This is a genomic window from Enterobacter cloacae complex sp. ECC445, from assembly GCF_021892025.1.
GTDB classification, from domain to species: Bacteria; Pseudomonadota; Gammaproteobacteria; order Enterobacterales; family Enterobacteriaceae; genus Enterobacter; species Enterobacter chengduensis.
In genome coordinates this window covers 16,127-36,249 of sequence record NZ_JAKLRZ010000009.1, presented here as the reverse complement: position 1 = coordinate 36,249, position 20,123 = coordinate 16,127, and the positions used below count along the sequence as shown (strand labels likewise).

Annotated in this window: 22 protein-coding genes; 16 read left to right on the top strand and 6 right to left on the bottom strand. The window is 52.3% G+C overall.

The annotated features are described in order from the left end of the window. Positions 1–35: 35 nt before the first annotated feature. The 3 genes from L6R44_RS10630 to L6R44_RS10620 form a co-directional block, all read right to left on the bottom strand. Positions 36–800: a hypothetical protein gene (locus L6R44_RS10630; RefSeq protein WP_237424132.1), complete on the bottom strand. Its 765-nt coding sequence runs from the start codon at positions 798–800 to the stop codon at positions 36–38. 166 nt (positions 801–966) lie between these two features. After that, positions 967–1,764 (bottom strand): hypothetical protein, encoded by a 798-nt coding sequence (locus L6R44_RS10625; protein ID WP_237424131.1) that lies wholly within the window; start codon positions 1,762–1,764, stop codon positions 967–969. Positions 1,765–1,966: 202 nt separating this feature from the next. Further along, entirely contained in the window at positions 1,967–2,317 is a 351-nt protein-coding gene (locus L6R44_RS10620; RefSeq protein ID WP_237424130.1) for a hypothetical protein, read from the bottom strand. A gap of 417 nt (positions 2,318–2,734) precedes the next feature. Between L6R44_RS10620 and L6R44_RS10615 the strand changes: the two genes are divergently transcribed. The 6 genes from L6R44_RS10615 (at position 2,735) to L6R44_RS10590 (ending at position 9,265) form a co-directional block, all read left to right on the top strand. Beyond that, positions 2,735–3,205 (top strand): hypothetical protein, encoded by a 471-nt coding sequence (locus tag L6R44_RS10615; protein ID WP_237424129.1) that lies wholly within the window; start codon positions 2,735–2,737, stop codon positions 3,203–3,205. 48 nt (positions 3,206–3,253) lie between these two features. Next, positions 3,254–3,550, top strand: coding sequence for a type II toxin-antitoxin system RelE/ParE family toxin (locus L6R44_RS10610; protein ID WP_202668454.1), 297 nt, complete (start codon positions 3,254–3,256; stop codon positions 3,548–3,550). Between the two features lie 9 nt (positions 3,551–3,559). Beyond that, positions 3,560–4,741, top strand: a complete 1,182-nt coding sequence (locus L6R44_RS10605; protein WP_237424128.1) for a flavin reductase — start codon at positions 3,560–3,562, stop codon at positions 4,739–4,741. Positions 4,742–4,961: 220 nt separating this feature from the next. After that, the gene (locus tag L6R44_RS10600) at positions 4,962–7,349 is read left to right on the top strand and encodes an Ig-like domain-containing protein (RefSeq protein WP_237424127.1); all 2,388 of its coding nucleotides are present in this window, start codon (positions 4,962–4,964) and stop codon (positions 7,347–7,349) included. A gap of 311 nt (positions 7,350–7,660) precedes the next feature. Then, positions 7,661–7,924, top strand: coding sequence for a hypothetical protein (locus tag L6R44_RS10595; RefSeq protein ID WP_237424126.1), 264 nt, complete (start codon positions 7,661–7,663; stop codon positions 7,922–7,924). A gap of 90 nt (positions 7,925–8,014) precedes the next feature. Next, on the top strand, positions 8,015–9,265 hold the full coding sequence (locus L6R44_RS10590; RefSeq protein WP_237424125.1) for a site-specific DNA-methyltransferase: 1,251 nt from the start codon (positions 8,015–8,017) through the stop codon (positions 9,263–9,265). A 41-nt stretch (positions 9,266–9,306) separates the two neighbouring features. Here the strand turns inward: L6R44_RS10590 and L6R44_RS10585 are convergent, their stop codons facing one another. After that, positions 9,307–9,756, bottom strand: coding sequence for a hypothetical protein (locus tag L6R44_RS10585; protein ID WP_237424124.1), 450 nt, complete (start codon positions 9,754–9,756; stop codon positions 9,307–9,309). A 248-nt stretch (positions 9,757–10,004) separates the two neighbouring features. Between L6R44_RS10585 and L6R44_RS10580 the strand changes: the two genes are divergently transcribed. The 10 genes from L6R44_RS10580 to L6R44_RS10535 all read left to right on the top strand — a co-directional run bounded on the left by L6R44_RS10580 (position 10,005) and on the right by L6R44_RS10535 (position 18,984). Further along, a complete protein-coding gene (locus L6R44_RS10580; protein ID WP_237424123.1) occupies positions 10,005–10,316 on the top strand; it encodes a hypothetical protein in 312 nt (103 codons plus the stop codon). Positions 10,317–10,886: 570 nt separating this feature from the next. Continuing rightward, positions 10,887–11,672 (top strand): hypothetical protein, encoded by a 786-nt coding sequence (locus L6R44_RS10575; RefSeq protein ID WP_237424122.1) that lies wholly within the window; start codon positions 10,887–10,889, stop codon positions 11,670–11,672. A 58-nt stretch (positions 11,673–11,730) separates the two neighbouring features. Beyond that, positions 11,731–12,177: a hypothetical protein gene (locus L6R44_RS10570; protein ID WP_237424121.1), complete on the top strand. Its 447-nt coding sequence runs from the start codon at positions 11,731–11,733 to the stop codon at positions 12,175–12,177. 182 nt (positions 12,178–12,359) lie between these two features. Further along, positions 12,360–14,777 carry a phosphoadenosine phosphosulfate reductase domain-containing protein gene (locus tag L6R44_RS10565; protein WP_237424120.1) on the top strand — a complete coding sequence of 806 codons (2,418 nt, stop codon included), beginning with the start codon at positions 12,360–12,362 and terminating at the stop codon, positions 14,775–14,777. A gap of 86 nt (positions 14,778–14,863) precedes the next feature. Further along, positions 14,864–15,067 (top strand): hypothetical protein, encoded by a 204-nt coding sequence (locus tag L6R44_RS10560; protein ID WP_237424119.1) that lies wholly within the window; start codon positions 14,864–14,866, stop codon positions 15,065–15,067. A 51-nt stretch (positions 15,068–15,118) separates the two neighbouring features. After that, entirely contained in the window at positions 15,119–15,340 is a 222-nt protein-coding gene (locus L6R44_RS10555) for a hypothetical protein (RefSeq protein WP_237424118.1), read from the top strand. 37 nt (positions 15,341–15,377) lie between these two features. Next, complete coding sequence (locus L6R44_RS10550; protein ID WP_237424117.1) at positions 15,378–15,986, top strand: DUF6012 family protein; 609 nt, start codon at positions 15,378–15,380, stop codon at positions 15,984–15,986. A 214-nt stretch (positions 15,987–16,200) separates the two neighbouring features. Continuing rightward, positions 16,201–16,986, top strand: coding sequence for a toxic anion resistance protein (locus L6R44_RS10545; RefSeq protein WP_237424116.1), 786 nt, complete (start codon positions 16,201–16,203; stop codon positions 16,984–16,986). Further along, positions 16,983–18,095: a toxic anion resistance protein gene (locus L6R44_RS10540; RefSeq protein WP_237424115.1), complete on the top strand. Its 1,113-nt coding sequence runs from the start codon at positions 16,983–16,985 to the stop codon at positions 18,093–18,095. The genes L6R44_RS10545 and L6R44_RS10540 overlap by 4 nt, the downstream gene beginning before the upstream one ends. Beyond that, positions 18,085–18,984 (top strand): hypothetical protein, encoded by a 900-nt coding sequence (locus tag L6R44_RS10535; RefSeq protein WP_237424114.1) that lies wholly within the window; start codon positions 18,085–18,087, stop codon positions 18,982–18,984. The genes L6R44_RS10540 and L6R44_RS10535 overlap by 11 nt, the downstream gene beginning before the upstream one ends. A gap of 72 nt (positions 18,985–19,056) precedes the next feature. Here L6R44_RS10535 and L6R44_RS10530 read toward each other — a convergent pair whose 3' ends face one another. After that, positions 19,057–19,503 carry a hypothetical protein gene (locus tag L6R44_RS10530; protein ID WP_237424113.1) on the bottom strand — a complete coding sequence of 149 codons (447 nt, stop codon included), beginning with the start codon at positions 19,501–19,503 and terminating at the stop codon, positions 19,057–19,059. Positions 19,504–19,599: 96 nt separating this feature from the next. Next, entirely contained in the window at positions 19,600–19,890 is a 291-nt protein-coding gene (locus L6R44_RS10525; RefSeq protein WP_237424112.1) for a hypothetical protein, read from the bottom strand. Positions 19,891–20,123: the final 233 nt, after the last annotated feature.

The window sequence follows — 20,123 nt, the reverse complement described above, 5'->3', positions numbered from 1 at the left end:
CACCTGCCGCAGGGCAGGTGATGGCATGGGAATGATTAGTTAAACGGCATCAGCAGCGCCGGTAAGTCGTAAGAAAAGCGGTCTACGGGGGCATCTTCAAAGCGTCTGTCCGTCGCATCAGGGGCAATCACCACGCCGCCATGGGCTGCATGGAGATGGAGGACGCAATCCTGACCGTCGTTGATGTGCAGGGCGGGGACACCCTTATTGACTTCAAACATGAAGCCAAAACACGGCTCGCCATCCGGACCGCTGACTTCCACTGACAGATTTTCACCCACCGTGGCGCTCACGGTATAAACCTTGCTGTCCTCTTCAGGCAGCGCTTCGTCCTGTAGCCGCCAGTCCTGCATGGTCAGCACCATCTCATCCGGTGTGACCGGGGCCAGCAGCTGGCGGAGTTCACGGCGCACGGACTGGCACATTTCAGGTGTCGGGATGGTGGACTCGTCCTGGCCTTGCTCGACCCAGCCTTCCGTATCCACGTACATCCACACGTTTTGCTCGCGTGATGGCAGGCATTCATTTTCCTGCACCACCAGATACGGGGTACTTTCAGGGACTTCCAGATACCGGACCGGCTTACCGCTGACCAGGCCACCATCGGCTGAAGTACCGTCGGTTTCCGGTTCAGTGACGTCAGAGATATAGCCTCCACAGTGCGTGGCCACGACTTCCCCCAATTCGAGAAACAGGGAACGGTGTTTTTCCGGGGTATCCAGCTCGCCCAGCAATTCCGGTTTTAATAACAGCCCTGCGATAATTTCAGTCAATTTCTGAGGGCTTACAAATTTAGCCATGATATTTACATCCACTCTGTCTGCTTTCGATGTCGCTATTTTATCAAGGCGTATTTTCTGGCTAATAACCTCTGAATAAAAAAATCAAAATTAATTAACGTCAGGGAGTAACAAAAAAGGTCCGAAATAATTCGGACCCGGAGTAATTTAATTCATCGCAGTTTGGTTAATTAACATTGTGCGTTAAGGACTCGCCCGTCCGCACCAGCAATCCGGAGCGTCCGTAGGTAAAGCAATCGACGGGGGCGAGGGTAAAACTCGTGTCAGCTGACCCGGTCGCCAGTACCAGACCTTCGTGGGCGGCGTGGATGTGCAGGCTCGCAAGCTCGGTATCGCCGGGGTTAATATGCAAGGATGGTGTATCATTTTCAATCGTCAGCACTGCGCCAAAGACAGTCCTGCCTTGATGATTCTGTACCGCAATCTGCGCCACACCGCCGAGTGCGGCGCTGACCTTAAAAATCTTTTCTTCTGGCAAAGTGTCGCCGCCGTCATGCTCATTATCCTGCATCCGCACGATGTGCTGTTTGAGATTGCACTGTGCCGTATCGACGGGGATCAGCAGACGTTGCAGGCCGGTTCGAACTTCACGACACTCCGCCCGGGTCGGGAGCGCATCCGTTGAGGTATCTGGCGTACCACGAACTGCATCCACCCAGCCGTTTGCACACATGTAACGCCAGACGTTGTGGGTCAGGGAAGGCAGGGACGCATCCGGGCTGACAACGAGATACGGCGTTGTTTCCGGGCATGACAGATAGGGCTGACTCTGCTCTTCTTCCCCTCCCTCCGGCATCATGACACCGTCAATTTTTCCGCCGCAATGGCGGGCGACGACATGGCCCATCTCCGCAAGGAACGCCTGGTGATCACCCGGCTCAGCAAATGCCCCGAGGCGTTGAGGGTCCACCAGCAATCCACTCACGATTTCAGCAAAGTCAGAAGGGGTTAAAAATTTAGGCATGTTGTGATCTCCGTTTGTCAGTTAATGACACGCTAGCATTTTCGTTCTTCAGCCTAATAACCCACAGGACATAAATATTGATGAAATATTAAATTCAGATCTGTCTTATTTTATTGGGGCTAGGCGTTTTTATTTCAGGCAGGCGAATAGGTGAATAACGGGATATGAAATAACGGGCAGGTTGATTTCCTGCCCGGGACATTCAACCGAACTGACGTTCAAGCGAAGCGGAAAGTGCGGTGGCTTTTTTCAGACACGGCTCAAGGCTGAGGGAGTTATCGGCAATGACATCCCAACCATCATTACCGTAAATGAATTGCACAAAGCCCAGACGCGTCCACGGTGCGCCGGGGACGTCTGCCGGGGAATAGACTGTGAGGATGTCCTGGTCGGTGGAGAACATCGCGTCCAGAATGGCCTCTATGTCATCGGACTTCGACAGCACTGTGGCCTCACCGTCATTCACCGAAACGCGAAAGCCCGACCCGGTAATGCCGGATACGGCTTCTCGTGCAATCTGTTGTTCTGTCTGCTGCCGCTCATCTGTACTCATAGGAGGTGTCTCCGGGTTTATCATCGTGGTTATCCCAGTCATAGGCTGGAAGGGGGTAGGGCAACCGGAAAGGAAACTTTTTTCACCGGCACGGCGTGAAAAACGCTCATACGGGCAGCTATTCCGTGATGCCGTCTGGGTTCCAAATAATACGGATATGGACGTTAACGTTTGTATCTCAGGTGGTCATAATATACCAGCTGAGATATTACGCTGTGAGTAGTTATAAATTACTTTGGCGATGTCCTGCAAGTCGTTTCAGGTTATTTATTTTTATGTTCAAGTGGTAATTAAAATGGACTGATTGAGTTTTAACTTTTTTTGCATTTTATTCATTTTATTTCCCCGACAGATTATTAGATTTCAAATGCGTTCTGTCATTCTGTATCTATCAAGACGGATACCGGAGTGAAGCAAATGAACAAATATTTTGACCGCAGCGGCATTGAAGTCTCTCTCTCTGCCATTCAGTGCGTTAATGATGTAAAGGGCACAGCAGAATATACCTACCGGGTTGTCTGCAATAAATGCAACGGGCGTGGTGAGCGTAAACACTTTTATAAAAGCCGCTGCATGGCGTGTCATGCAACGGGCTACAGCCTTATTACCACCCGCACCGCCTACACGCTGGACGCGCTTCGCCTCAACTTCCCCGCCGCAGCCCGTAAAGTGGCGGATGCGGAATTCACAGCGAAGCAGAAGGCGGTACAGGCGCGATACTCCCAGTTTTCTATCTGGTGTGAGTCCCACCAGAGCTTGCTGGATGCACTGACGGCACACACGGTAAAGAACAACTTCCTGGACAGCCTGAAGCACACACTGTCTCGCCGTCACCCGTTGAGCGATAAGCAAATCGCGGTAGCCGAGAAAATCCTCGGATTAAAATAATCCGACGTATTAGTGCTCATTCATAAGTTTAACTTTACGGAGGTTAATATGATCCACTCATTCAAAGATAGTCGTCTGGAAAAATGCTTCCGTAAAGGGAAAGGCCAGGCCGGTATTCCGTCGGATATTACCAATGCCATTCTGAGCAGACTGAAAATGTTGGATGAAGTTTGTTCGGAAAAAGAACTGGCATCCAACAGTCTCCGTTATGAAAGATTAAGAATGACCTCAAATCGGTATTCTTCCATTCGCGTAAATTCAAAATATAGACTATTTTTTGAATGGCAGGACGGGGCGCATAACGTGCATTTATCGGCACATGACTACAAATCGCTCATTCACTGAGAGTATATAATGAAATTATATGGAATTTCAGCAGCGGATATAAAAACGGATGCGTTGTTTTATATTCAGGCAAGTTCTCGGCAGCAGGCGCAATACGTATTTTCGCAGGTATTGCACACGGCGGAATTAAGGCGCTGCAAGCTGATGGGGCAGACCAGCACCAGGGTCATTCCTTCCATCAGCCGTGCCACGCTGTCGCTGCAACCCTGGGCGCAAAACCCGCTGGTCAGCTCCCGCCAGCTCACCATGAACACGCATGGACTGTCGCTGAACGGCACAGTCTCGGCGGTACAAATGGCTCATATTGTGGCGTTCTGTGATGACCTGAACCTGCCGCTCAGTGAGTCGGCCTCCGATCCGGCATGGGCAACGCACGTTAATGCCCAGTGCGCCCGTCTTAATCCACCCCGGCTCTATCCCGTACAACTCGACGCAGATTCCGCCAGTCCGTTCCAGATATATGTCGTCGCGCCCGCAGGTGATGAAGCCGCTGTGGTGATTGATACAGTGATGCAGGAGTATTTCCCGGCACGTGACTACATCCTCACCGGGGACAAGCTATTGCTGAATAAGCCCCCGCTCATCACCCTGGAGTCTTACCGTTCTGATATCGGCGAGTCCATTCTCGAACTGGGGTTCGCCAGCCAGGGGCTGATGCTGACCACCACTGTCTGTAAAGAGCAGCTGCGGCAAGTGCTGATGCTTTGTGAGGATTTTGGCGTACAGCTTCAGGGCAGGGCAGGGGCAAGCTGTCATCCGGGGATCAGGAACGAGCTTCGCCGCCTGGCTGTAGTGGGCGTCTATTCCCGACCGGGAGCCGCCGATGACCGTCGGGCTTATACCTCGGATGAAGAAAAAGATCTGATCTATGGGCTGCTGAAAAAGGGTCAAGAGTCCACGGATCTGCCACCTGCCCGCCACGGCGTTACGTTCAACGGTGTCATTTATAACGCCACACCTTCGGGCGGCACAACGGGATTCTTGTATCTGTCCCCTGACTTCCCGGAAGGGCAGTTCATGATGACGGCGGAAGTCGTTAATGCAGGACTGACCAACAACGGTGTCCGCTATATCGAAACCATCGACGGATTTCGCTTCATCCTGACCGCTTATGCCCGCCAGAATATGGACTCACTGCTTTCCGACCTGGCGGCTAACAAGGAATACTTCTCACTTTATCGCTGGGCATGACCTCGTCTGCCCGGTGCATTCCCTGCCTGTGCAGGAACCTGTTCCGGGCTATCAGTAAGATTTTTCTCGGAAAACGCCGTTTGAATATTAAAAATACGCCTGCGATGACAGCGTTTTTGCTACGAATTCATCAAAATGCTCATGTTTTATTCCCCTGAGGCTGAAAACCTGCGCGCTCGCTCCCGGTATGATTAATGTCTTAACCTGGGGGAGGGGAAGTATGAAACGAAAGGTCACGCTCTTGGCATCATTAATCGTCTGCACGTTTGCTGCACAGGCTGAAATTGCAGAGCTGCGGTTTAAAGATATGCAGAATCAACTCAAAATAGTCACGCCTTCCGACCAGTGGATTAACCCTGCCACCGCCTTCGATGTTGACGTCATGTCTGGTCTTGACCGTTACGTGCAGGTGTCGTTGCTCAATGGCAGCGGCACGAGTCTGTGGAGTATGAAAAGCAGCAAAGTCACGGTTGACGACCGTATGACCTCCAGCACCGGCAACGACTATTACGGCAAAAGGTTAGCTGTTCCGGCATTTGGGGAAGGAAATTACACTCTGCGGGAAATTATCACCGATCTTCAGAACAATGAGGTTTCACGCCGCGACTATACAGTGTCAGTCGACCGCACTCCGCCAAAAACAGGCACCATTGGGTATTCCCGTAATGGCTGGCAATTTGGCAGCGAAGAAATCTTTACCAGCCTGCCACCCGGTATGCAGTATGCGTCTGTTCAGGCCATTGTGTTCAGCGGCCTGTCTGATGCGCAATCTGGCCTGGACCGGGCAGAATATTTTCTGATTGACTCGGGTGGCGTGGAGCGTAAGCGGGAGGCCGTCATCAACCAGGTTGAAAAATCGGTCACCGTCCAGAATACCACGGCGAGCGATCCCGCCCTTGCCCCGGTAGCACAGGCAGATTACCGAATGGGACTTTATGTGTATGACAAAGCGGGAAACAGGGCAGTCATAAGCCGGGAAAGCACCATTGACCGTATTAGTCCCCCGGTAATTATTCAGGTACTTAACACTCGTACAGGTGCCTGGGAGAATTACTCTTCGGGGATGCCGGTTTTTACCAACCCTATATCAATGCGAGTCTTGCGGTACAAAAGTAACTTTACTGCTATTAATAAGACAAACTATGGATGGGCAGACTCACGGTATCAGACCTCGGACAGTACCTTTAATATCTTTTCTTTTAACTATGTCTACCCCAATGTGGGCGACACGTACCACGAGTTCGAAACTCTGGCGGGTGGCGTTAGGCGAGTCCATCACAATGATCTTTCATTTACGCCCGCAGCAGGGATGGAAATCGCTCCACGAATAGTCAGTAAGGAAATTTACCGAAGCGATACCGGTGAATGGTCAGGCACGGTAGACAAGATCAGAAACGGGCGTTTCACCCAGATCCGCGTAAATGCAGAACCCCGAAACTATGAGCAGCGGATGGCGGCGGCGAGTAATACGGGCTGGTATTGCCTCATTCCGGCAGGGGCTACCACCTGCACGATGAATGTCGATTATGCGTACACCAGTGATAAAGGGTTTCAGTATATCCACATTATTTCTGGGAAAAATGGCAGCAGCATTTACGATAATCTGGCGGGAAATTTTGTAGTGGTCTGGGATACCAATCCCCCGATAATTAACACCGCCACCGTCAACCGTAATGTAAAGAATGTGTCTATGACTGTTACGGATAACGACCGAGTCAATGGCTGGCAACTAGGCTACTGGGATACACGTACCATTGGTGTGGTGATGAAAAATGCCGCAGGGACGGTGATTAATTTGCCTGCAAAAACCTGGACTGAGAGCGATTTTAAAACCAAAAATGCGGTCATCTCCTATGCTGACCTTCCCGATGGCAAGTATACCGTGCAGTCGGCTTTTGCCACGGATCTGGTCGGCAACACTGCCTCTTACCCGCTTAATGAGGTGCTGGTCATCGACTCGACATCGCCGGAAATAACCTATCGCTATCAGGGCGACGACCCGGAACAAAAACTGGTAAAGGGTCTGGAAAACCTGCGAATTAATGTCACTGACCCTTCCGCCGATGCCTCGCTGGAATCGCTGGTTTTAAGCGGTGGACCGAACAGTGAGCATGTGACACTAGCGTTCACCAGCCAGGAGGCGGGGGTGTACACGCCGGAGTACCCGCGCATCTTCCCAGTTAGAGTGGCAGAGGATGGGTTGTATACCCTTGAAGCACAGGCCGTTGACGCCTCAGGAAACCGGACGGCGAAAAAGCTTAATTTCATGTACCAGCCCGCGAACATGGTCACGCTCGACCGGCTTAAAACCCTGGCCACAGCCGTTGCCCTGAAAACCACTGACAACCAGCCCCTGGCGTTTATCCGCACCAGCGTCCTTCGTCGCAAAGATGGTTCCGTCATTACCGGTAAGCTAAACGGAACGCTGTCGGTACGTAAAGATGCGGACTTCCCGATAACGGTGGCTGATGTCACCGTGGCTCCGGGAGAAACCAAAACTATCACTTTTGATATGGGGCAAGGTGAAGAGCGCATCTATTCTGTTACACCCGGAAAAAGTGGGGTGACCGGCGCATCCGAGTTCGCCCTGGAGTTCCCGCAGCTGTAGCCATCACAGGGTGTCGTTAAATCGGCACCCTGCTTATCCCGAGCTCGCCACGCATTCCCGCCCGTACCGTGTCCTGACATGGGCAATCTTCACATAATCCCTTTACCTCAGGCACTACGCGGTATGCCCTGACAGCAGCCGGGAAAGTAACTTTTATCTTTTCTGGCGCTGCACCTATCCTGGTGTCTGCTGAATTTATCTGCTCTGAATATTTTCGAATATATTGAGTGCAGGTTATTAGCCTGCAAAGCCAACCTGGTAAGATCATTGTTAACAAAGCGACGTTAACCCTGACACCCTGAGAGGCGACCATGCTGAACAAACACTTTGCAGTAAACCTGTGTATCGTAAACGGTGAAGTTGAAAAATCTTCTCTGCACGTAGTGGATGCGCAGAATGAGCAGGATGCCACCCGGCTGGCGCTCCTCGATGAGTGCCATTCCGATGCCGACTTCGGGGTGGAATGGGAGGACGAAAACAGCCTGTCGGACATGTTTGGTGAGTATTACTACAGCATGAAGAGCTGCGTCGAGATCTCCCCTGACCACGCTGCCGTGCTCCGCACGTATCTCTGATGTTGACGTGCCCGGAGCCAGTCCGGGCATTTTACTGCCCGATCATCAGACCGGGCACGGTTTATTATCCGTCGATGCCGTGAGTATACGATGAAAGAAATCACGCCTGAACTGATTGCCCGACTTTATGAAAAGGCCGACGCTCCGGTCTCCAATGACGAGCTGTATGCACTGTTGCAGCAGTCCACCGGACTGAGCGATGCCGAGCTGAAGGCACAGAAGTCCTTTGGCAGTAGCGAAATGAAAACCAGCGCCGTCAAACATAAAGTGCGCTGGTATCAGCAGACGCTTCGCAAAGCCGGAGTGATTGAACACGTCCCAGGTGATCGGGGCGTCTGGCGCTACGCGCTTAAAACAGAAAAGAATCTGCATGAATGCTGGAATAAAATGGCGCTGGTCGGTTTCTCAACCGACTTAGGGGTCGCCATCTTTGGTAATGCACAGCAGGTGTTTAACCGGATAGATGAGCCAGTGACTCTGTGCGTCACCTCGCCACCCTATCTTTTGCGCCACGCCAGGGCATACGGAGCCGGTTCCGGCAGAGGTGAGCAGGCGTATATCGACTTCATCTTGCAGACCCTGGAGCCGATTGTTAAGCAGCTGGTCACTGGCGGGTCAATTACTCTCAATATTACGCAGGATGCGTTTAACCCGGGCAGGCCATCCCGGTCACTGTACGTGGAAAAGCTCACCCTGGCGTTGTGTGAGAATCTGGGGCTGGAGCTGATGGACAGACTCATCTGGGTAAACCGTGCCAAGCCGCCGTCGCCTACGCACTGGGCGTGTAAGCATCGGGTACAGCTCGCAGTCTCCTACGAGTGTGTGCTTTGGTTTACCAACGACGCGATGCAGGTCAAATCCGATAACCGCCGGGTGCTGCAACCCCATTCTGAGCAGCATCTGAAGCTGCTGGACGCTGGAGGAGAGCAGCGGGTGACAAACTATGGCGACGGAGCATTCCAGCTTCGCCACGGCTCTTACGGGGTAAAAACAGACGGGGCTATCGCAAAAAATACCTTCCAGTTCGGCAACGCCTGTGCCGATACGCGGTTGTGTCACAAAGTCTCGCGTGAAACCGGGATGCCGCTGCACGGTGCGTCGTCACCCACCCGGCTGGCCTCCTTTCTGATTGAGTTTCTGAGCGAACCGGGCGATCTGGTGGTCGAACCATTCGCCGGTCTCTTTAAGACGCCGCTTGCCGCTGAACGACTCGGAAGGCGCTGGCTGGCAACCGAGAAAATCATGGAGTGGCTGGCGATTTCACGTAATTTGTTTATCGGTGCGCCGGGGTATCAGTCCAGTCCGTTACTTGATGCCCTGGTGCTTGATTATCAGAAGTGAGTGACCGGATGCGTTCCGCATTGCCTGATGGGGTAAACCGATCAGGCGCAGTTCTGCTGTATTTCAGCCACCAGTTTTTGTAACGTCGGCGACATCAGGCGCATGCGTTCCGAGGAGGTTTTTTTAAGGACGCGAATAAGCGAGGCGTTATACACAGCGGAACGACTCGCGCAGCCGGTCAGAAAACGGTCTGACTGGCGCAGCAGCCGATGGGTTCGAAGGGTTTCGGGTAAGTCAAAAATGTATTCAAGGAAATGCAGGTTTTGCTTCAGCCACGTATGAACGACGTTAATGCTGATGGCGCAGACAATCTGATGTTCTTCCGGCGGTAGCAAAGACGGATTTGCCTGTACGGTTTCATAATCGGGATCGTACTCATAAGCCAGATCCTCAGGGTTGCCGAGATACCGCACGGATTTTCCATTTACGTTGATTCTGAGTTGTGGGTCGAATGGCTCAAACGTTTTTCCTTCCCATAATTCTGCCTGCATGACCAGGGCCTCCACGTATTCCAATATTTAATATTTTATCATGTAACTCTATCAGAGGGGTGTTATTCGAACGTACACCTTTCTCCGGCTTTTTTCGATGTTAAGGATAATTGTGATTAATTTCGTCACTGGTTATTAGTTCATGCACCTGATTTGAGATAATCAGCGCAGGCGTTGCCCGGTTTACACAGCAAACCGGCACAGCGGAGAATTCAGCCAAAATAGCACAGACAGGGGCGAATATGGCCATGCAGGAATTGATCACTAAAGTCACTCAGGATTTCATCCGGGAAGATGGCTCACAGGCTCGGATTGTGGCACAGGAAGCGTATGGCAGCGGCCTGACTCGCTCCGTTGACTACTTTGTGCTCCGTCGGGCTGATGCCAGTGCTGACTGGACGCTGTGCAGCAAAAAGCCGCATCCGGAATGGCGCACCATGTCGGTGGAGGATTACCTCCATCACGGACGTTCAGAAGTGCTGCGTACAGTGACACAGGGAGAGATTTTGCGCCTGCTCAGCGCGCTCGGGAAACCCCTTGATTATCTGGAGACTCATTAGCCTGGTGCGGGCAAAGCAGAAAGGGCAGGGTATACAGTCGGGAAAGAATAGGGGGGCTTAACGGCTGTATGCCAGCAATCAGCCCCTGATAATCAGTTATAACCATGTTTCCATTAAATCGATCTGAACTGCCCTCCAGATTAAGATGGGATTTGCCTTTATCTCTTCTTCACGGGCTTTGTCTCTGCCTCATTCCCTGCTGTATAGGCTTTATTCACTATATCTTTATTCAGTTCAGGCTAGCACAATTCTTGTGTGCCGAATGCAGGAAGGAATTTGTCGCTACTCCTGCGCTGAAGTATCTTATCGTCAGTCTACTGTAACCATCGCGTTTTGGCGTTCAGAAGGCAACGTTATTTATTTAATTTAATCCCCGTCCAATATAATTAACGAATCTCAATAATAACGACATCATTAATCCGGGTAAGCCTTGTTTTTAGTTATTTTTAGAGCGCAAAAACCTTCTTGGAAATATTTCAATTATTTTGAGTTCTGGTTATTAGCCAGTGTGTGCATTCAGATATGATTAATTCATCGAAAGCAAATGTACTTACATCAAAGGAATTCACCATGGCAAATAATTATACCTCGGCATCCTTTCTAATCCCCTGCACTCTCGAACAGGCGACGATTGTTGAATGTGCCATTGACTTTATTACTGAAGGTGCGGTGGACGTGGGCAATGCTTTACTGAAAGAGTCCCCGGACTCGCTGACCCTGCTTCAAAAGCTGATTGTGCGCATTGTGCAAGAGCATCCTGAGTTTGACAGTCAGGATCCGTCCTTCACTTATCCAGGCTGCCCGGACGAAAATCTTCTGTTGGAGCTGGCAACGGAAGCCACCGCCAGCGGGCTGATGGTTTTCCACAACGAGTCCATTGACGTGGATGTCGCCATTGGCCTGACCCGCGCTGTTCTGGCTGTGTTTGAACTGCCTCACATGGTGCAAATAAGTGCCGCCTTCACCTGCGACAGTCCACGGCTTGATGAGTTTGGTGGCGTTAATGTCGTGGTTAATGCTCAGGGCTACAAATACCTGGATCGGCATCGCTTTCTTCAGACAATGCAAAAGGCACATCAGGACGGCCTGAAACATGCCCTGTGCAGCATTGTGCATCATAACGGCAGCGACAAGATTGAAGCTTCTTATCTGATGACCTGCAAGTCCACCGAGGATGCCCGTACCGTGGCGCTGTCGATGCTTGGAGCTCTTCCTGATGTCATTCAAATGAACGGGTATTTCACCCAGCCAGCCAAAGGTCAAGGGGTCTATCTCAAGCTGGATAAAGTGACCGAACTGACGGCCTTTGAAATCGACGGTATTTGTCGAATCCTTCCATCTATTGACGTCCTTTAATCTACCACCTGCTAACCCCTTAATCAGCCCGCCGGTTGCGGCGGGCACAGGAGTCATTATGAATAAGCTTATTGTGTCTACCGTTTCCTGCGTCAACGAATTTGCCTCCGGGTATCCGGAGCTGGTCAGTCTTGTGATTGATGATGCCCTGGCTTCCCGCATCCGGGAGGTGGCGGCGCTGGTGAAGGAACACGACCTGCTGCTGGTAGAGCTGACTGATTTTGGTGCAGTCTGGTCTGACTGTGATGAAGATACGGCGCTTGAGACCCTTCAGGCCGAGCGCCTTTCCGTCCTGGATAGTGAGCAGCAGGCGGCATTGAGTGCGTTAATTGAAGCGCAGGGCAAACGGATGGATGCGCCACTCATCCGGGTATTTGATTCGGGCTTTGTGCTTGCCGCCGTTCCCCGCCACTGCGGGGATGATATGGCACTGCATACCCCACGGATTCCGCTGGAAGCCCTGGACAACCCGGATTATTTATTTAACGAAGTCAATTATTCGTAATTTCAAATCTGGCTATTATACGGGCAGTGTTCGCCCGTATATTCCTAGGATTTAAATTAATATTGATATTTAAATTTGACGCCAGCTGATTTAATTATTTTTTATATACTCCATTGCTTTATTTCGAGTCGGGATATTAAATAACCCCAATTACTCAGATTGATTATTTGTGGACAATTATTATGTACACTGAATCCGTATTAAATAATGTGCGCCAGACAACAGACCATTTCGTTAATCCGGCGGCGAATGCGTCGTTATGGGTTGAGGATAAATGGTCTGCTGTATGGCAGACGCTGCAAACCAACCCGGATCTCAATTACACCGATGACAAAGAGCCGGTCAGTATCGCAGAGCGCATCGGGCTTGCGACCGCGTCGATTTATGAGGCTATCACGCAGGGCTGGACCTGTTCCGTGGGTTTTAGCGGCGGCAAGGACTCCACCGCCGTGCTGCACCTGTTTCTGATGTCGCTGGTCCGGGCGGTCCGCAACGGCACGAACGTCAGTCAGCACCACTTCATTACGTCCGCCGATACGCTCATCGAAAACCCGGAGATGCACTACCACGCCACGCAGGTACTGGATGCGCTTCAGACGTTCATTGATGCGCAGGGCCTGCCGGTGACTATCCTCGTTGCCCGCCCGTCGCTGACGCAGAGCTGGGTTGGGCGCGTTCTCACCGGGCGCGGATTGCCGACGTACAAAAACTCGGCATCTCGTTTGTGCTCCAACGATTTCAAGATCTTACCGATGCGACAGGCGAAGGCCCGTTACCTGAAAGGCCTTCCTGCATCGGTGCGTGAAAACGTCTGCCTGATGCTGGGCTCTCGGGATGCAGAAGGCCACCAGCGGGCCGGTAACATTGCCCGGATGGGGGGGCAGGCCACGCGAGTGACCCGCACCGCCCACGGAGGTGAACTGTACCCGGTCAAGGAATGGACCACGCAAGACATCTGGACGTTTCTCACCGCCAGCGGTTCGGACGCGCGTTTCCCGCTGCCGGGGTTTCAGCCGGATAATTTCGTCCTGGCTGAACTGTATAAAGATGCGACCGGAGAATGTATCTGGAGCCCTGAGAAAACGTCCCCTTCGCCGTCAGCCTGCGGAGCCCGTTATGGCTGTTCATTGTGTACCGCTGTCGGAATTGACCGCTCGATGGAAACCCTGATCAACACCAATCCGGAGAAGTACGGGTATCAGGCCGGACTGAACCGGCTGCAACGATACCTGACGAAGATCCAGTATGACTGGAGCCTGCGTGATTACGTTGGACGCTCCCTGTTTGAAGGCGGATTCATTCGCCTACAGCCCAACGTTTTTTCTTCCGGGCTGACCGAGAGGCTATTCCACATCTGTTGCAGTCTGGATTATGCCGAGGACAGGCGGGCGGCGTCAGTGGGGGAGAAGCTGCGTTCAGGCGAGCTGCCCGATACGCCGCACCATCGGCGCATGAGCGCACCGCAGTTTCGTCTGGTGGAAGAGCAAAGCGTCCTCTATGTGGATTTCCTCTGGTCACTGCACTGCTATAACCCGGAGCCGTTCCGGGCTATCGCCATTTACCGCCGGGTATGGGAGCACGGAGAACTGGATCTTCTCGATGACGAGCCCGCGATGTCCACCGTCCCCCGGACTCCCATGCCTGCACCATTGTGGCTGCGTGTACCGGGAGGACAGCAGGAGCGCAATACCGACGGACTTACCGATCCCTTCACCTCCTCAGTCTATTTTGAGGGCGAACGGGATGAACGGGCGGCACGAACGCTGGTTACGGCAACCGGGAAAAAGGCCATTGTTGCGTTTGACGAAGAGGAAGAAGTCACAGTCGATGCCGACGCGGCTGCATGGGTCATCTGGCATGAGTACGACGACTTACGCCAGCGGGTGTCTGATGGTGGCTTGTCATCGTGCTACGCGGCGCACTACCTGTTGCGCTGCGGCGCGGTACGCCTGGCAAAGGGGAAGGGGTCGCTTTACCACAAACTGGCTCAGCGGGGTCAACGCTACCAGCGGATCGGGCTGACCGTGAAACGCAGTCTCCAGGCGCTGCTTGACAGTCAGCAGTACCTGGTACTGGATGATGCCGCGTACCGTGACCTAGTGGTTCGGCGCATGACACGTCAGATGAAGAAATGGCGATTCTGGAGCTGTGTGGCGTTGTGCGCCGAACTGCACCAGTACAACCACACGCCCGTGGGCAACGCGCTGACACAGGCACTGTTGCGTGAAGTCCGCGAGGCCGACGCTGCCGCTGCCGCCGTCATGACGGAACAACTGACCGACGCTATTTTAACGCACTGCCATCTGCGGCTACAGGGGTTCGCTGGCGCACACCGCCCGTCTGAAGACCGTCGCTATTTCCGACTGAGCCGAAATCAGTCACTCGCTACGGTGCGTCACTGCCTTCAGGCCGGAACGGAGGAGGCCTTCACCGGAGCTCTGTGGAACCTGCGTCTGCTGACCCGGTCCGGACGGACAATCTGCACCGGATTTCGCTATCTGGATGCACGGCCCGACGCCTTGGCAACCCTTTTAAAACCGCTGCTCCGGCGGCTTATCCGGCAGTGTCTGGCAGGACCGGTCCGCAAGACATTGCGATAGAAGCAATATGAGCGGTTATCCCAGAAAATTTACGCATTACGTTGTGATGTAATTGTGAGGCATTTTAACCCGTCAAGGTAAACGCTATGAAAAGTTACTTTACTCCTCTGGTTCGCGGTGTGCTGTTTTTGTGTCTGCTGTTGCTCGGACTTCGCAGTTTCTCGTCGGCAACAGACGCTGTTTCTGACCCGGTCTTTTACAGCCTGGTCGTACTGTTCATTGTCATCGGGACGTTGGTCGCTCGGGCAGTGGAACGCAAAAAGGCCACGAACAAGGCCGCTGAATCCTAATCAAAAGCCTCCCGATGTCGGGAGGCTTCTTACCCCAGAAGGAAAAACATTATGTGTGCACCTGAATCCCAGATTGTGGCTATCTTCAGCTCCCGGCATGACAACGCGGAGGACGCGGCAAACGCCGGGGAGCTCTACTCGGTCGATATTGAGTACAACATGACGCTCAATGATTTATCGCGCTTGTGTGACGCTATTGCCAGTGCCGTGGGTGTTCCCGGTGGTGTGAAATACGGGTTTATCAATCAGCCTGAAACAGAAGAGCAGGCGTAATTCGCCCCGTCAGACCGACCCTGAACAGGAGGTTATCGTGTATCTGCACCTCGTCCCCAAAATTTTGCACCCCATGGGCAACCTATGCACCCTGGAGTCCGTATCGGTGCCGGAGCTGTCGCTCAGCCTCACGAAGCAGGAACTGACCACCATGAAGCCTTATGCCAACAAAAGCTACTGCGTGGGCATGCTGAAGGGCCGCAAGGCGCTCAACGGCTTTCTGGTGAAATCCCCCCGACCGCTGACGGAGTTTACGATGGAATCCGTCTGGGCGATTGAGGGCTTTGGCAAACTCTACTATAACCTGAAAACCTACGTTGACGACGATGAGTTTGATCTGGTGTCCCATGATGTCCTGTTGGCGGAAGCCTACTACCAGGCGGGCGAGCCACAGGGCCGACGGGTACACCCGGACTATGCCGATCTGGCCCCGGTCGATATTGCACCGAAAATGGAGTCACGCCTGTTGGGTGAGCCTGATCTGGTGAATGATGTCTGGGAGCATTACGCCTGGGGGGAACTGGTGCGCTCCCGTAAGGCCGGGTTCCGGGCGATGACCATGTCATCAGAACGCCTCAGCCATGTGAGACTGGGGCCGGAAAATCGCCTTCCGCAGGTAGCAAATGCCATCATCATTAGCGGGTGATAACCCCGTATAAACGAGGCTGGTTTGCTGACCCGGTGATCACGAAATTTTTCGGGTCAGCTTACTTATTTGAAAATTAGTGGTCCCTGATAATATCTCTTTCTCTTAAACTGGGCGCTAACTGACTGGCGTAAGGCGAATTTTCAGAAATGCGCCCGCCGTAACATCCGAATTCGCCGCTGGCAGGGCGGGTAAAATCATTTCAGAGGTCTTTATGAACGGTACAGAGGACGCCCGCATTCCTACAGTAGCAGAGCTGACGAACGGGGTATTACCCGGTCTGCTGCGGGATGCAGAGGCGATTAGCCATTACGGCGATTCAGCGATCTCCTCTGGGGCGATGGACCGCTACTCCACACTGATGGAAAGTGCTGCCGTCACCGGCCTGTCCGATACCATCAGCAGTATTGTCGATGCCCTGACGCAGGCCGACCCCCGCAATATCGCCAGAAATCCGTCCTGGTATGCCAGATTCACCGGCAAACACATCGAGAAACGCGTTCGCTATCAGAATGCCCGTGATGAAGTCGAAGCATTGCTTGTTGTCGGCAACACCCACCTCGACCGGGTGAATGAAACGCTTAAGGTTCTGGATGAGTTACAGGTCATCTACCGTGACGAAATTGCACGGCTTCAGGTATTCATTCAGGCCGGTCGCGATTTTCTCGCCAGTAAGGCAGGCCAGGACGAGCAAGATAATGATGCTCTCGGATTTGACCGCCCACGGGAACGATTTGCCCGCAAGCTGGCCAACCTGGCAACCCTGCTGGCATCTAACGAGATGGCCGCGATGCAGATGAAAATGACCCGGGCCCAGTGCATCGATCTGGTTGACCGCTTTATTGAAACTACGCGGGTACTGGTCCCGGTCTGGCGACAGCACACGTTGTCACTTATCACGATTAAGAATATCGATCCTGACGACATCGCAAAAGCCTCTCAGGCTCACCAGGCGCTGCTGTCGAGCCTGCACACCAACTTAGAAGGAATGGATAAATGATTGGTCAATCTCAACGCAGCAACGAAGTCGCCCCCTTTGTACTGACTCAGGATGAGCTGGAAAAGTTTGGGCTTCAGGTGCAGGATGGACCTGAGATCGAGTCCATCGCCCGTCGCATTGATGCGACGAATCCTGACACGGTCTATCATTTTGGTCGCGATGTGGCCGAGCACACTGCGAGCTATGCCGACAGCCTACTGGAGCAGATCCGCAACAAGGACCTCGATGAAGCAGGTTCCAAGCTGACGGAGATTGTAAACCTCGCCCGGAACGTGAATATCACCAACCTGACTCAGAGCCGCTCAACCCTCCCGATTATCGGTCCGCTGGTGGATAAAATCCGCACCCGGGGGAAAAACTTTGCCGCCCAGTTCGCTTCTTCCCGCGAGCAGATTGATGCGCTGGTTTCCGAAGTTGCTATCACGCAGAATAGCCTGAGCACCAATAACGGGGCGCTTCAGAGCATGTTTGACGAAGTGGTCAAAGAGCATCACCTCATTGGTCTCCATATCGCGGCTGGTAAAGTGCGCCTGACCGAACTGCAACAGACGGCAGCTGAACGTCGGGCCGAAATTGGCAATAATCCGGCCAAATTCCAGGACGTCGCGGACATGGATACGCTGATTGCCAACCTTGATAAGCGAATTGGCGATCTGATTGTTACCCAGCATTCCGCTATGCAGGTTTTGCCGATGTTGCGGATTATTCAGGCCAATAATCAGAGCCTCATCGACAAATTCCACAGCGTCAGGGAAATTACGGTTCCGAACTTCAAACGCCAGTTCCTGCTGGCGATTTCTCTCAATGGTCAGAAAAACGCGGTGACGCTGGCGAACGACATTGACGACGCTAATAACGAATTGCTCCGCAGTAATGCGAAGTTACTCCAGCGTAATGCCATCGCAACGATGAAGGCGAACCAGCGTTTGGTCATTGACGTCAGCACACTGAAAGAAGTTCAGGATACGCTGATCCAGACGGTAGGGGACGTGATTAAAATCCAGCAGGAAGGGGCCAGTAAGTTGCGGGAAACCGAAAAGCAGGTCCTCGCGATGCGTGAAGATCTCCGCGCCCGCCTGACCGCCAAAGGGGTCAGTCATGGCGAGTAATATTCTGGAGGCCGACGTTGTTCTGGAAGTAAAAGCGCTGACTCGGCGGACTTCATGGATTCGCCGTACAGGTCTCTCACTTGCTGTAACGGGGGGACTACTGTCTTTGGCAGCTTTAGCAAGTAAGGTAACTTCATGGGTCCTAGAGCCCACTATCAATGGTTTTGAATTCGATATTCCGGCAATTTTACGTGGTCCCGAATCGAGTTTTGATGCGGCATTTTCTGGTATCGGGTCCGTAATGGGAGACGTTGTAAACGGACCGCTTTTTTATGTAACGTCCACCAGTGCCGTTTGTTACCTGGCCTATTTCTTCATTAAGGTGATCCGGGGGGATGTTGCTATGCATATGTTACCTGTGATCTTTACGGTATTAATGATGGCGTGTATGCCCAAAGTGGCGTCCGTGCTTATTGGCGACACCTCCGATGATGCACCGGGTGATAGCTTTAATAAAAAAATTACCGCTTTCATTGACGATCATGAATACGCAAAGCTCATGGCTTTCCTCCAGGAAGTTAACCCGAAGGCACAGCCCGGATTTCTGCCCTTTGACTATGTCGTTGCTCAGGCAGGTGTGAAGGAAGGTAAGCCCGAAATTCCTGCCATCAAAAAGGTGATTGAGGGGTATAACACCACACAGCCTTTTGCCACGGTGCCGGGGGCAGTCCGCTATGCACTTGAGATGACGGCGTTTGGTGACGTTGTGACGGCCAGTGCGAGGCAATATCTGACAAAGCAAACCACGGATGTGGACTACTATGCAGATACCAGCAGGCAGGGTGGGCTTATCGGGAGCGGGTTGCTGTTGCTCGGGGCCAGTATCCTGTTGTGGGTCAGGCAGATTAGCCGCCGCGTGAGTTTTCTGAAAACCAGCCTGAGTAAATAAACACAACAGCCTGCAAAAGACTCAGGCTGTTGTCGTTTACCCCGGCCAGTTCTCGCCGGGGTATCCCACCTCTTAATGCCAGTCGTCTTCGTCGTATTCCACTTCAGCGCTCGTTGGGCTGACCTCAAGACTATCATTGGCCAGCTGGATTTTATATTCGCTGCTGTGTATTACCACGTCGAGGGTAAAGTCGGTAATTCGGTGGCTCACTTCTTCGGCTTCCACCTGCACATCAAAACTGTACTCGCTGTTGAAGTAGACATAGAGAGCCCGATAGCCACGTACGCCGTCATAATTGCGGGTCCCGGTTTCCTCAAGGCTGAAATCAGAGGCATCAATCGTAATAACCTCCAGCTCATTATCATCTAAGTCGCTGACCTCATAGGTCAAATTACCTGTAAGATTCACAATAACAGTCTCTCGTTTAATGTAGTTTTGTATAAAGTCTGCACTGAAGAACTGCCCGAAATAGCGAAAAGAAAAGTCGCCAGTCGCCACTTCGGGCCGGGATAGTTCCATCTACCTTAATCCTGCCGTAATAGTTTATGGGTGAGCCCTGCCAGGTAAGTCAGATCATTTGGACAGTTTCGCCTTCAGAGCCCACTACCATGCGGTTTATTTCAGCTTGTCCCGAGCGGCTTTACCGTAACCCTCTCCCGCAGCTGCTTGCAGCACACCGTGAATATAGAATGCGGCTTTTGGGCTCGCTTCGATGAAACTGATGCCCTCTTTTTCCATAACAATCTGCGTTAAAGCAATAGTGACTGCCTGTTCGCCATAGTCCTTGATGGCTTGGAGAAGATGATAGCTGTCGTTGCCAACACGCAGACTGTCGCGGCCGAGTTTGATGGTGTTGTATATGCCTGTAAGCAGGTCTTGCAGGTAAATAGTTGTCGTCGTGTCCATAGGTCCTCCGGTTTGTATTTAAAGAAAGCCTAGGTGGTCGCGAAGATTAAATCAATAGGTTAATTTGTTATTAATCAATGACTTGCACAGTAATATAAATGTGAAAAATGTATTATTCATATAAAAATTGCGAATTAAATGGTGATATGAATACAGAGATAACAAAGTATGTATTTAAAATATTGATGAGTGACGTAAACGCATACGATAATGTATGCCTTGATATGCAAAAC